Annotated in this window: 12 protein-coding genes; 8 read left to right on the top strand and 4 right to left on the bottom strand. The window is 31.7% G+C overall.

The window, feature by feature from the left end:
* Window positions 1-459 (top strand): LexA family protein, encoded by a 459-nt coding sequence (locus tag C8N27_RS15250; RefSeq protein ID WP_121148611.1) that lies wholly within the window; start codon window positions 1-3, stop codon window positions 457-459.
* Between the two features lie 165 nt (window positions 460-624).
* Here C8N27_RS15250 and C8N27_RS15255 read toward each other — a convergent pair whose 3' ends face one another.
* Window positions 625-1,035 carry a BrxA/BrxB family bacilliredoxin gene (locus tag C8N27_RS15255; protein ID WP_099214649.1) on the bottom strand — a complete coding sequence of 137 codons (411 nt, stop codon included), beginning with the start codon at window positions 1,033-1,035 and terminating at the stop codon, window positions 625-627.
* A gap of 117 nt (window positions 1,036-1,152) precedes the next feature.
* Here C8N27_RS15255 and C8N27_RS15260 point away from each other — a divergent pair, with 117 nt between their 5' ends.
* The 7 genes from C8N27_RS15260 to C8N27_RS15290 all read left to right on the top strand — a co-directional run bounded on the left by C8N27_RS15260 (window position 1,153) and on the right by C8N27_RS15290 (window position 9,859).
* Window positions 1,153-1,914 (top strand): TerB family tellurite resistance protein, encoded by a 762-nt coding sequence (locus tag C8N27_RS15260; protein ID WP_099214648.1) that lies wholly within the window; start codon window positions 1,153-1,155, stop codon window positions 1,912-1,914.
* Between the two features lie 125 nt (window positions 1,915-2,039).
* Complete coding sequence (ileS, locus tag C8N27_RS15265) at window positions 2,040-5,447, top strand: isoleucine--tRNA ligase (RefSeq protein WP_121148613.1); 3,408 nt, start codon at window positions 2,040-2,042, stop codon at window positions 5,445-5,447.
* 4 nt (window positions 5,448-5,451) lie between these two features.
* Entirely contained in the window at window positions 5,452-5,829 is a 378-nt protein-coding gene (locus tag C8N27_RS15270) for a TraR/DksA family transcriptional regulator (RefSeq protein ID WP_121148680.1), read from the top strand.
* A gap of 47 nt (window positions 5,830-5,876) precedes the next feature.
* On the top strand, window positions 5,877-6,524 hold the full coding sequence (locus C8N27_RS15275; RefSeq protein ID WP_147431752.1) for a hypothetical protein: 648 nt from the start codon (window positions 5,877-5,879) through the stop codon (window positions 6,522-6,524).
* 75 nt (window positions 6,525-6,599) lie between these two features.
* Window positions 6,600-8,492, top strand: coding sequence for a M61 family metallopeptidase (locus C8N27_RS15280; RefSeq protein ID WP_121148618.1), 1,893 nt, complete (start codon window positions 6,600-6,602; stop codon window positions 8,490-8,492).
* A 126-nt stretch (window positions 8,493-8,618) separates the two neighbouring features.
* Complete coding sequence (locus C8N27_RS15285) at window positions 8,619-9,212, top strand: lipoprotein signal peptidase (RefSeq protein ID WP_121148620.1); 594 nt, start codon at window positions 8,619-8,621, stop codon at window positions 9,210-9,212.
* 44 nt (window positions 9,213-9,256) lie between these two features.
* Entirely contained in the window at window positions 9,257-9,859 is a 603-nt protein-coding gene (locus C8N27_RS15290) for a DUF4230 domain-containing protein (protein ID WP_121148622.1), read from the top strand.
* Window positions 9,860-9,862: 3 nt separating this feature from the next.
* Here C8N27_RS15290 and C8N27_RS15295 read toward each other — a convergent pair whose 3' ends face one another.
* Genes C8N27_RS15295 through C8N27_RS15305 form a run of 3 tightly spaced genes read right to left on the bottom strand, consistent with a single transcriptional unit; the run spans window position 9,863 to window position 12,076 of the window.
* Window positions 9,863-10,276 (bottom strand): DUF6691 family protein, encoded by a 414-nt coding sequence (locus C8N27_RS15295; protein ID WP_121148624.1) that lies wholly within the window; start codon window positions 10,274-10,276, stop codon window positions 9,863-9,865.
* A gap of 1 nt (window position 10,277) precedes the next feature.
* Window positions 10,278-10,838: a YeeE/YedE family protein gene (locus tag C8N27_RS15300; protein WP_099214640.1), complete on the bottom strand. Its 561-nt coding sequence runs from the start codon at window positions 10,836-10,838 to the stop codon at window positions 10,278-10,280.
* On the bottom strand, window positions 10,838-12,076 hold the full coding sequence (locus tag C8N27_RS15305; protein WP_121148626.1) for a 3-deoxy-D-manno-octulosonic acid transferase: 1,239 nt from the start codon (window positions 12,074-12,076) through the stop codon (window positions 10,838-10,840). The genes C8N27_RS15300 and C8N27_RS15305 overlap by 1 nt, the downstream gene beginning before the upstream one ends.
* Window positions 12,077-12,145: the final 69 nt, after the last annotated feature.

A 12,145-nucleotide genomic window follows, 5' to 3' on the forward strand; every position in this document is an offset into this window, starting at 1 on the left:
ATGTTACGAAAATTAAAGCCAGTAAAAGCATCAGAGGCATTGACTTTTTTCTTACCAAAAGAGTTAAATGAAAGTGAAGGAGCTATTTTAATGGATACAGGTATTTCTGCAGGGTTTCCTTCTCCTGCTGATGATTTCAGGGAAACGCGTATTTCGTTAGATGAAGAACTTATTAGAAATAAAGAAGCTACCTTTTTTGCAAGAGTAAGCGGACAGTCGATGATTGGTGCAGGTTTAGATGATAATGATTTGTTGGTAATTGATAGAAGTATTTCTCCAACCAATAATAAAATTGCAGTATGTTTTTTAGATGGTGAGTTTACCGTAAAACGTCTGCGAGTAGAAGGTAGTGAAGTTTGGCTACAACCTGAAAATCCAGATTATCCAATTATAAAAATTACCGAAGAAAACAACTTTATTATTTGGGGAGTTGTAACTAATGTGATTAAGAAGGTGTAGCAGAGAACCAAGACCGCTTTGCTGTTAGACAGAAGAATCAAGACATTTTTTTAGAAAGATCAAAGAGTCAATCTGAATTTTGTATGAAGAATCTCAAAATAAAAAAATCCAGCAAATAGCTGGATTTTTTGTCTTTATTCTAAAAATCTTGTGTCTTAAAAAAGATTAACAAAACTCTTCGTAAGCAGCGGCTAAATTCTGAGCAATAGCTTGTGCAGAACGTCCTTCAATATGATGACGCTCTAACATGTGTACTAAATTACCATCTTTAAATAAAGCAATTGCAGGAGATGATGGAGGGAAAGGAATCATATATTCTCTTGCCTTCGCTGTAGATTCTTTCTCTACACCTGCAAAAACTGTAGTTAAGTTAGTAGGAGTTTTATCTGCTCCTAAAGAAGCGATAGCACCAGGTCTTGCAGTACCTGCAGCACATCCACAAACAGAGTTTACCATTACTAACGTAGTTCCTTCTTTGGCTAAAGCATTGTCAACATCTTCAGCAGTATATAAAGCTTCAAAACCGGCATCGATTAATTGATCGCGCATTGGTTTTACTAATTCTTCTGGATACATATTTTTGAATTAAAAATTTAAGGCAAAGATACTTCTTTTCGTGCCAACAATCAACTCGAAATAAGTATGGAGATAGATAGGTAATGTTTTATCTTTGTAGCCTCTAAAAAACAAACAATGGGAAAATTTGCAAAATGGCTTGGAGCTGGAGCTGGCTTTACATTAGGAGGGCCAATAGGAGCAATAATTGGGTTTGCTGTAGGAAGTCTTATTGATGGAATTTCTGTAGAAGATTTTGTACAAGAGCAGCAAGAATATCAAAAAAAGACTGGAGGTCAACCAAGAAGAGGGAGAGCTACATCAGGTGACTTTGAAATAAGTTTATTAATATTAGCATCAGTAGTTATAAAATCTGATGGAAAAATAGATAAGCGAGAGTTAGATTATGTTCGTGCTTACTTTGTAAAAATGTATGGTAAAGAACGTGCAAATCACGCATTCAAACTATTTAATGGAATTATAAAAAAACAAATATCTACACGCCAAGTTTGCTTACAAATACGTCAGTATATGTCGCATGCTACGCGATTACAATTATTACATTTTTTGTTTGGAATAGCAAAAGCAGATGGGCAAGTAACTAGTGTCGAGGAAGAAGAAATTAGAAAAATAGCAAGCTATTTATATATCAACGAATATGATTACTCATCAATAAAAGCAATGTTTTATGATGAGTCTGATGGAGCTTATAAAATGCTAGAGATAACGAAAGAATCAACTAACGATGAAGTAAAAAAAGCCTACAGAAGAATGGCTAAAAAACATCACCCAGATAAGTTACAAAACTTAGGAGAAGAGCATAAAAAAGGAGCTAAAGATAAATTTCAAAAAATACAGGCTGCTTACGAACAAATTAAAAAAGAACGTGGGATTAGTTAATATGTTCATATAAAATTAAGAATTATGTAAAAAACACCTCAATTTTGAGGTGTTTTTTTATATCTCAAATTCAACAATTACAAGAAAATACGTAATTTCGCACATTCAATTAATAAACCGACAAAATGAGTAAGAAGTTTACTGAATACAAAGGATTGGATTTACCAAAAGTAGCAGAAGAAATATTAAACTATTGGGAGGAAAACAACATCTTTGAAAAAAGTATTACTACACGTGAAGGAAACGAACCATTTGTGTTTTTTGAAGGACCACCTTCAGCAAACGGTTTACCAGGAATTCACCACGTAATGGCACGTGCCATTAAAGATATTTTTTGTCGTTATAAAACCCAAAAAGGATACCAAGTTAAGCGTAAAGCAGGTTGGGATACGCATGGTTTACCTGTAGAATTGGGAGTTGAAAAAGAATTAGGAATCACTAAAGAAGATATCGGAACCAAAATTACGGTTGAAGAATATAACGAAGCATGTAAAAAAGCTGTAATGCGTTATACCGATATTTGGAATGACCTAACTCAAAAAATGGGATATTGGGTAGACATGGAGGATCCATATATAACCTATAAACCAAAATATATGGAATCGGTTTGGTGGTTGTTAAAACAAATCTATAATAAGGATTTGTTATACAAAGGGTATACAATCCAGCCATATTCACCAAAAGCAGGAACAGGATTAAGTTCGCATGAGTTAAATCAACCAGGAACGTATCAAGACGTTACAGATACTACAGTAGTAGCTCAGTTTAAAACGATAAAAGAAACATTACCAGACTTTTTACAAGTTGATGGAGATGTACACTTTTTAGCTTGGACAACGACTCCGTGGACGCTTCCATCGAATACAGCATTAACGGTTGGGCCAAAAATAGAATACGTTTTAGTTAAAACATTCAACCAATATACATTTGAGCCAATTCAAGTGGTGTTGGCTAAAAACTTAGTATCAAAACAATTTGCTGGGAAGAAGTTTAATCAAGTAGAAGATGTAGCGGAATTAGCAAATTATGCTGAAGGAGATAAGCAAATTCCATATGCAGTTGTAAAAGAATTTATAGGAAAAGATTTAGTAGGTATTAAATACGAGCAATTATTACCATTTGCTTTACCATATCAAAATCCAGAAAATGCTTTTAGAGTAATTTCAGGAGATTTTGTAACTACCGAAGATGGTACAGGTATCGTACATACAGCCCCAACATTTGGTGCTGATGATGCTTTAGTTGCAAAACAAGCAACTCCAGAAGTGCCGCCAATGTTGGTGTTAGATGAAAATGAGAATCCAGTTCCATTAGTAGATTTACAAGGGAAGTTTCGCCCAGAAATGGGAGAATATGCAGGTAAATATGTAAAGAATGAATACTATACAGATGGTGAGGCTCCAGAAAAATCGGTAGATGTAGAATTAGCAATTCAACTAAAAACAGAAAACAAAGCCTTTAAGGTTGAAAAATATGTACACAGTTACCCGAATTGTTGGCGTACTGATAAACCAATTTTATACTATCCATTAGATTCTTGGTTTATCAAGGTAACCGATGTAAAGGATAAAATGTTCGATTTAAACGAAACTATTAACTGGAAACCAAAATCAACAGGAGAAGGACGTTTTGGTAACTGGTTAAAAAATGCGAATGATTGGAACTTATCACGTTCTCGTTTTTGGGGAATTCCATTACCAATTTGGCGTACTGAAGACGGAACAGAGCAAATCTGTATCGGTTCTGTAGCTGAATTAAAAGAAGAGATTCAAAAGTCAGTTAATGCTGGCGTAATGTCTGAAGATATTTTTGCTGATTTTGAAGTAGGAAATATGTCAGAAGATAACTATGATAAAATCGATTTACACAAAAATGTAGTAGATAAAATTATCTTAGTTTCTGCTTCAGGAAAACCAATGAAGCGTGAAAGCGATTTAATTGATGTATGGTTCGATTCTGGTTCTATGCCATATGCACAATGGCATTACCCATTTGAAAACAAAGAATTAATTGATAATAAAGAAAGTTATCCAGCTAACTTTATTGCAGAAGGAGTAGACCAAACTCGTGGATGGTTCTATACATTACATGCCATCGGAACTATGGTGTTTGATTCTGTAGCTTATAAAAATGTAGTGTCTAACGGATTAGTGTTAGATAAGAACGGACAAAAAATGTCAAAGCGTTTAGGAAATGCTGTTGATCCGTTTACTACGTTATCAGAATATGGTCCAGATGCTACACGTTGGTATATGATATCAAATGCAAATCCTTGGGATAACCTAAAATTTGATTTAGCAGGAATAGAAGAAGTAAAACGTAAGTTCTTCGGAACTTTATATAATACCTATTCATTCTTCTCTTTATATGCAAACATTGATAACTTCACCTATAGTGAAGCTGAAATAGCTATTAATGAAAGACCGGAGATAGACCGTTGGATTTTATCTGAATTAAACACGTTAGTTCAAAAGGTAGATAAATTCTATGCAGAATACGAACCTACGAAAGCTACTAGAGCTATTTCTGATTTTGTACAAGATCATTTAAGTAACTGGTATGTACGTTTATGTAGAAGACGTTTTTGGAAAGGAGAATATGCGCAAGATAAAATTTCAGCATATCAAACGTTATACACTTGTATGTTAACGGTAGCTAAATTAGGTTCTCCAGTAGCACCTTTCTTTATGGATCGTTTGTATAAAGATTTAATAAAAGCTACAGAAAAAGAAAGTTTTGAAAGCGTACATATAGCTGAGTTTCCTAAATATAATGCTGATTTAGTAGATAAGTCGTTAGAGCGTAAAATGGAAAATGCACAAACAATATCTTCGTTAGTACTATCTTTAAGAGCTAAAGAAAAAATTAAAGTACGTCAACCGTTACAAAAAATTATGATTCCTGTATTGGATGCAACGCAGAAGGAAGAAATTTTAGCAGTAGCAGACTTAATAAAATCAGAAGTTAACGTTAAGGAGATAGAGTTATTAGACGATGCTTCAGGGATTTTAGTAAAACAAATCAAACCAAATTTTAAAGCTTTAGGGCCTAAGTTTGGTAAAGATATGAAGTTGATAGCTAATAAGATACAAGGATTTACACAAGATGATATCATTAAAATAGAAAAAGAAGGTGAAATTTCTGTGGAAATTAACGATAAATTGATTACTTTAGGAACCGCTGATGTGGAGATTTCATCGAAAGATATCGAAGGGTGGTTAGTAGCCAATGCAGAAGGGTTAACAGTTGCTTTAGATGTTACAATAAACGACGAATTACGCAAAGAAGGTGTGGCAAGAGAATTAGTTAATAGAATTCAAAACGCACGAAAAGACACAGGTTTAGAAGTAACCGATAAAATAAAATTAACCATTTTACAAGCTGATGATTTAAGAGAATCGGTATTGGCAAATGAAAACTACATTAAAGCAGAAACATTAACAAATGAATTAGTTTTTGTTGATGATTTAAAAAATGGTACAGAAATTGAGTTTGATGCCATTAAAAGTAGAATGTTAATTGAAAAAATATAGCATTATGGATGATGTTAAAATAAGATATTCAGATAGTGATTTACTAGAGTTTAAGGAAATCATTCAAAAGAAAATTGAAAAAGCTGAAGAAGACTTAAGATTGTTACAAGCATCGTATAAAAATGGTTCAGATAATGGAACCGATGATACATCGCCAACATTTAAATCTTTTGAAGAAGGTTCAGATACAATGGCTAAAGAAGCAAATATGCAGCTAGCTATTCGTCAAGAAAAGTTTATTCGTGATTTAAAAAATGCCTTAGTTCGTATTGAAAATAAAACGTACGGTATTTGTAGAGTTACAGGTAAGCTAATTCAAAAAGAACGCTTAAAGCTAGTGCCACACGCTACTTTAAGTATCGAAGCAAAACGAAAACAATAACTTTTAAAGTTAAAATAAATAGAGCCTCTTTTAGAGGCTTTTTTTGTATGAAAAAATATCTATTATTATATACCCTAATAAGTGTTCAATTTCTTTACTGTCAAGAAAAAATAATACAGAAGAGAAAAATGTTAGTAAACGAACTCGAAGTAGTTACTTACGGGTTAGACGATATTGTAATTGAAAATTCAAAGAGTAACGAGCTAGAAGTAATTTTACTTGATGAAAATCCACATACACATAATATATTGTTCAAAAAAGAAGGAGAAGTTCTTACAATAGCATTTGAGTTAAATATTCCAACACTAAAAAATGAAGTTTTTCGAAAATATATAACAAGAAGACTAGAAAGAGCTAGAGCGGTTATAAAAGTTCCTAAAAATAAACATATAAGCATACATGGAAAAACCATAGGAGTTAATTCAAAAAGTTACGCTGGAGATTTAGATGTTTATATAGAAAGAGGAAATATAAAACTGAATATTATTGAAAGGAACGTAAATGTGCGTCTTTTTCAAGGAAATGTATTTGCGAAAATAACTTCAAAAAGTACGTTAGACTTAAAAACTAATAACGGAACAATTTTTATAAATGGAGAGAAAAAAGAATCTCCATTCTCTCAAGAAAACTTATCAACTTCTAAAAAACTTGCCATAAATTCAATTCATGCCAACATAAACATAGAATTAGAGTAATTAACAAAATTTTATAATAATTACACGTAACAAAACATAAGTTACTTTGTCTAATGGTTAATTAAAAACTAAGAAATGAACAAAAGCATACTAACCGCAGCCATTGCAGCATTATTATTAATAAGCTGTAACTCCACAAAAAAAACAACAAACGATTTAGCAGTTCAAACCCCGATAGTAACAACCTTAGATTTAACAAAGGTTGATAATGATAAAGTACCGGTAACTGTTAACCCAGGTAGATTTACAGTTGAAAAAGTAACATATAGGTTACCAAGAGTAGTCCAAGGAACTTATTCTGTAAGTGATTTTGGTAAATATGTAGATAGTTTTAAGGCTTTAGATTATGAAGGAAACGAATTAGAAGCTACAAAAGTTGATACCAATACATGGGAAATTACCAATGCTCAAAAATTAGATAAAGTAACCTATTTGGTAAACGATACTTTTGATATGGAAGTTTCAGGAGGAATTGGAGGAGATACCCCATTTTCACCAGCAGGAACCAATATAGAATCTACTAATTATGTATTAAATCTTCACGGGTTTGTAGGGTATTTTGATTCTTTAAAAAATAATCAATATAAGTTAGATGTTGTTTCGCCTACTAATTTTAAAAGAACTTCAGCATTACAGGAAGTAGGAACAAAAACAAGCGAAGATGGTTCAACTTTAACTTCAAGCTATTTTGCTCCACGTTATTTTGATATTACAGACAACCCGATGTTTTACGGAGAGTTAGATGTTGAAGAGTTCAAAGTAGGTGATATTAAAATTGTATTAAGTGTATACTCTCCAAACAAAAAGCACTCAGCAGAAAAGCTTAAAAAAGTTATGGAGAAAATGATGCAAGCACAAAAAGCATACTTAGGAAGTGTTAATAGTACTGCTCGTTACGATATTTATTTATATCTATCTGATGGAACTGAAAAAGCACCTAAAGGATTTGGTGCTTTAGAACATCATACATCAACAGTAGTAGTATTACCAGAAGCAATGCCAGATGAAGCATTAGCAAAAAGTATGATAGATGTAGTATCTCATGAGTTTTTTCATATTGTAACTCCGTTAAGTGTACATTCAGAAGACGTACATTATTTCGATTACAATCAACCAACATTCTCAAAACACTTATGGATGTATGAAGGAATTACAGAATACTTTGCTACATTATTTCAAGTAAATCAAGGTTTAGTAACAGAAGATGAATTTTACAGTAAAATTATGGGTAAAATTAAAACTGCATCTTCTATGAACGACTCTATGAGTTTTACTAAAATGAGTGAAAATGTATTAGACGAGCCTTATGCTTCTCAGTACTATAATGTTTACCAAAAGGGAGCCTTAATCGGTATGTGTATTGATATTTTAATGCGTGAAGAAAGTAATGGAAATAGAGGTGTATTATCATTAATGAAAGAACTATCATTAAAATATGGAAAAAATAAACCATTCGAGGATGATAAATTAATTGAAGAAATTACTGAAATGACATATCCTTCAATAGGAGCGTTTTTGAATAAACACGTAGTAGAAGGTACACCAATTAATTATAATGAGTTTTTTGCAAAGGCAGGATTAGTGTTGAATGAATCAAAGGTAAAAACAAATTATATTCAAAATGATGGAGCTATGATTGTTAGAGCAGACCAAGCGACAAAAACAATCAGATTTTCAGAAGCAGTAAAAGATAATAGCTTTTGGGCTGAAAATGGAGCACAACCTAACGATGCAATTAAAGAGGTTGATGGAGTAGCAGTAACAAAGGAAAGTGCAAACCAGATTTTTACGAAAATGTTTATGTGGCAACCAGGAAACGAAGTTGAAGTAAAACTAGAAAGAGATGGTAAAGAGGTAACTATTAAAACAACTTTAACTCAATCATACACAAAAGGAACTAGTTTAAAAGATGATCCTAATGCAACACAAAAACAAAAAGAATTAAGAAAAGCTTGGTTAAAAGGGTAGTTTCCTTTTTTAATCAATAAGTTTAAGACCAATATGTCTCAAAGACTATTGGTCTTTTTCTTTCTATAAATCAGAAGAAAAACATAAAAATAGTTTTCTTATTTTTGTTTCCATTAAATAAAAAAAATGTCTAAAAAACACATCGCAATACTTACCGTAATTTTGGCAATTTTAATTGATCAAATCAGTAAAATTTATATCAAAACACATTTCCAATTAGGAGAAGAAGTTATTGTTTTCAATGATTGGTTTAGAATTCATTTTACAGAAAATAACGGAATGGCGTGGGGCTTTGAATTTGGTGGTAAAGCAGGTAAGCTATTCTTAACTTTATTTAGAGTTGTTGCCGTTACAGGTATTGTGTATTGGTTGTGGCAATCTATCAAGAAAAAAGCGCATACAGCCGTTATTATTGCGATAGCGCTAATTTTAGCAGGAGCAGTAGGTAATATTATCGATTCTGTTTTTTATGGTGTAATTTTCGATTCTTCTTATCATAATGTTGCTACATTTTTTTCAGATAACCCATATGGAGAATTGTTTCACGGAAAAGTAGTAGACATGCTATATTTTCCTATTTATGAAGGAGAAAGTTTTACCTTTTTCAATGCTATTTTTAACGGAGCAGACTCTTGGATAACTATAGGAGTAGCTTTACTGTTTTTATTTAATAAGCAAGCATTTCCTAAAGAAGAAAAAGAAACAAAACCAGCTTCATAAAAACACTTTAAATACTTTTCCTATATTTATAGAAAAAGAAATTAATGCGTTTACTAAAATATCTTGCTGTTTTTGCTCTAGGGTTTTTAATTGCTAAATTCTGGTACGGAAAAAAGGAAAAAAAATATGAGCAAGAAGAAATTCAGGTGGTTTTAAACGGAATTCAGAATCTAAGTAAGTTAGTGGTTTCAGAAGGGAATTTTTCTGAAATGTATAGCTTTACTGATGCAAAAAAGTATTTCTATGGATACGTTACCTTTGAAAAGAAAGCAATGCTCTCAGTAAACGCTAAGGTTGAGGTGGGGTATGATTTATCGGAACTAGAAATTCAAATAGATAGTGTTGGTAAACAAATTATCATCAATAAAATTCCTAAAGAAGAAGTTCTAATTTCTCCCGACATTAAATATTTCGATTTACAACAGAGTCAGTTCAATACCTTCTCTAAACAAGAGCTAAATAAGCTGAATGCTAAAGCTATTGAAAAGATTAAATCGACAATAACAGTTTCTCGACTACAAAAAGATGCTAAAACTCGTTTATTTGAAGAATTATCAAAAATTTACCAACTCTCTAAAATTTATAATTGGAAAGTTGTGGATAATACTAATTCTGGTGTTTTTGAACCTTTACTATTGAAAAATTAAAGATTAGTGAGGTAATTTCTTACTTAATACACCATAAATAAAAGCTCCTATAAGAGCTCCTAAGAGCACAATAATCATTGGGAGTATTCCTTGTCCAATCAAAACAAAAATGGGAGCAGGACAAGCGCCTGCTAATGCCCAGCCTAACCCGAAGATAGTACCACCAACTAAAGTTCTAATAAAACCTTTCTTTTTCTCTTTGATGTTAATTTGGTTTCCTAAGTAATCTTTAATTTTTCCACTTTTAAAAAAATACATAAATACAGCAGAGATAGTTACAGCAGAACCAATAATACCATACATGTGGAAAGATTGAAACTTGAACATTTCATAAATTCGATACCAAGAAACCGCTTCAGATTTAGACAAAATAATTCCGAAAACTATACCTATAACTAAAAACTTAAAATTCTTCATTTTAACCAAATATTAAAGGGAATAGTACCCAAATCATAATTAAACCACCAATAAAAAAACCAATTACAGCAATTAAAGAAGGTAATTGAAAGCTGCTTAACCCTGTAATAGCATGCCCAGAAGTACAACCATCAGCATAACGAGTTCCAAAACCAATTAAAATTCCTGCAATTAATAAAATAGCAAAGCCTTTTAGGGTTAACATATTATCAATACTAAAGATTTCATTTGGTACATATGTTTTTCCTGCATCAGCAAACCCAAAATCAGCTAATTCATTTATAGTTGTAGGATTTAAGTCAACTCCTGATGTAGCAGATAAATAATTAATAGCGATATAACCTCCAATTAATAAACCAACTAAAAAGAAAATCGACCAGTCACGTTCTTTCCAATCTTTCTTAAAATAATCAGAAACTTTACCTGCACCAACCATGGTACACATAGTTTCTAAGTTCGTTGATACCCCAAAATTTTTTCCGAAGTAAAAAAACAAAAAAAGTACTATAGCAATAAGCGGCCCAGATACATACCAAGGCCATGGTTGTAATATAAAATCCATTATAATATGTTTTTTAAATAAGTGATAATGGTTTTTGTTGCTCCCACATTTTTTGAAATGTAATTGTGGTTAACTTTCCCCATTTGCTCTCTTAGTTTTTTGCCTGATTTTAATAAAGCAAAATTACTAGAAAATTCGTTAGTATTTGTAACAGTCTCTGCACCTCCTATTTCAAGTAAATCAATTGCTTCTTGAAACTTATTGTATTTATTACCGCCAAAAATAACTGGAACACCATATGTTGCTGGTTCTAAAATATTGTGTAAACCAGTAGCGAGTCCACCACCTACATAAGCTACATCAGCATAAGAGTAAATTTTGGTAAGTAACCCAATTGTGTCAATTATAAAAACTTGATAATTGGATAGTTGTTTTCCTTCTTTTTCAGAAAAAAGAATTGTTTTCTTATTGATTAAGCTCTGTAGTTCTTTAATCTGTTTTTGGTTGATGTTGTGTGGAGCAATAATAAACTTTTCGTCATCAGTAGCGTTATTGTTAATGTAATTGATAATCAATTCTTCATCTTCTTTCCAAGTGCTTCCTGCAATTACGGTATACTGACTGTTTTTAAACTCAGAAATAAAATCTAAAGAGTTGTCTTGTTGTAAAATATCGTATACACGATCAAATCGAGTATCACCAGAAATAGTTACATTATGAAAATCAATAGAATTTAATAGTTTTTTAGATGTTTCGTTTTGCACAAAAAAGTGATTAAACGCCGTCAATTTTTCACGCATAAAACCTCCATACCACTTAAAGAAGGATTGTTTTTTTCTGAAAATTCCTGAAATTAAAATTGTAGGAACATCATGTTTTTTTAATTCAGAAAGGAGGTTAGGCCAAAACTCATATTTAATCATAATAGCCATGTCAGGCTGTACTAGTTTGATGAATTTTTTAACGTTTGATTTAGTGTCTAAAGGTAAATAGCAAATGACATCAGCTAGTGGATAATTTTTTCTTATCTCATATCCCGAAGGAGAAAAAAAGGTTACTACAATTTTATAATCTGAATAGTGCTGTTTTAATTCTTCAATAATAGGTCTACCTTGCTCAAACTCACCTAAAGAAGCAGCATGAAACCAAATTACTTTATCGGTTTTGGAAATACTGTTGAGTTTAGAAAAAGTATCTTTTCTCCCTTCATAAAACAGCTTTATTTTTTTGTTGAATAAAGCTACAAATGGAAGTAAGATAGATACTATGGCAAGAAGTAAATTGTATAAAAAATTCATTATGCGAATTTATGAAATAAAAAAATCAGTGAAGTTACTCACTGATTTTTTTATTCTATGTTGAAATAT

The organism is Tenacibaculum discolor (assembly GCF_003664185.1).
GTDB classification, from domain to species: Bacteria; Bacteroidota; Bacteroidia; order Flavobacteriales; family Flavobacteriaceae; genus Polaribacter; species Polaribacter discolor.

Bases quoted from the DNA above. Each gene is read 5' to 3' on its own strand.
- C8N27_RS15305 (WP_121148626.1), bottom strand. From the start codon at position 12,076: ATGAATTTTTTATACAATTTACTTCTTGCCATAGTATCTATCTTACTT.
- C8N27_RS15295 (WP_121148624.1), bottom strand. From the start codon at position 10,276: ATGAAGAATTTTAAGTTTTTAGTTATAGGTATAGTTTTCGGAATTATT.
- C8N27_RS15255 (WP_099214649.1), bottom strand. From the start codon at position 1,035: ATGTATCCAGAAGAATTAGTAAAACCAATGCGCGATCAATTAATCGAT.
- C8N27_RS15285 (WP_121148620.1), top strand. From the start codon at position 8,619: ATGTCTAAAAAACACATCGCAATACTTACCGTAATTTTGGCAATTTTA.
- C8N27_RS15280 (WP_121148618.1), top strand. From the start codon at position 6,600: ATGAACAAAAGCATACTAACCGCAGCCATTGCAGCATTATTATTAATA.
- ileS (WP_121148613.1), top strand. From the start codon at position 2,040: ATGAGTAAGAAGTTTACTGAATACAAAGGATTGGATTTACCAAAAGTA.
- C8N27_RS15275 (WP_147431752.1), top strand. From the start codon at position 5,877: ATGAAAAAATATCTATTATTATATACCCTAATAAGTGTTCAATTTCTT.
- C8N27_RS15290 (WP_121148622.1), top strand. From the start codon at position 9,257: ATGCGTTTACTAAAATATCTTGCTGTTTTTGCTCTAGGGTTTTTAATT.
- C8N27_RS15270 (WP_121148680.1), top strand. From the start codon at position 5,452: ATGGATGATGTTAAAATAAGATATTCAGATAGTGATTTACTAGAGTTT.
- C8N27_RS15250 (WP_121148611.1), top strand. From the start codon at position 1: ATGTTACGAAAATTAAAGCCAGTAAAAGCATCAGAGGCATTGACTTTT.
- C8N27_RS15260 (WP_099214648.1), top strand. From the start codon at position 1,153: ATGGGAAAATTTGCAAAATGGCTTGGAGCTGGAGCTGGCTTTACATTA.
- C8N27_RS15300 (WP_099214640.1), bottom strand. From the start codon at position 10,838: ATGGATTTTATATTACAACCATGGCCTTGGTATGTATCTGGGCCGCTT.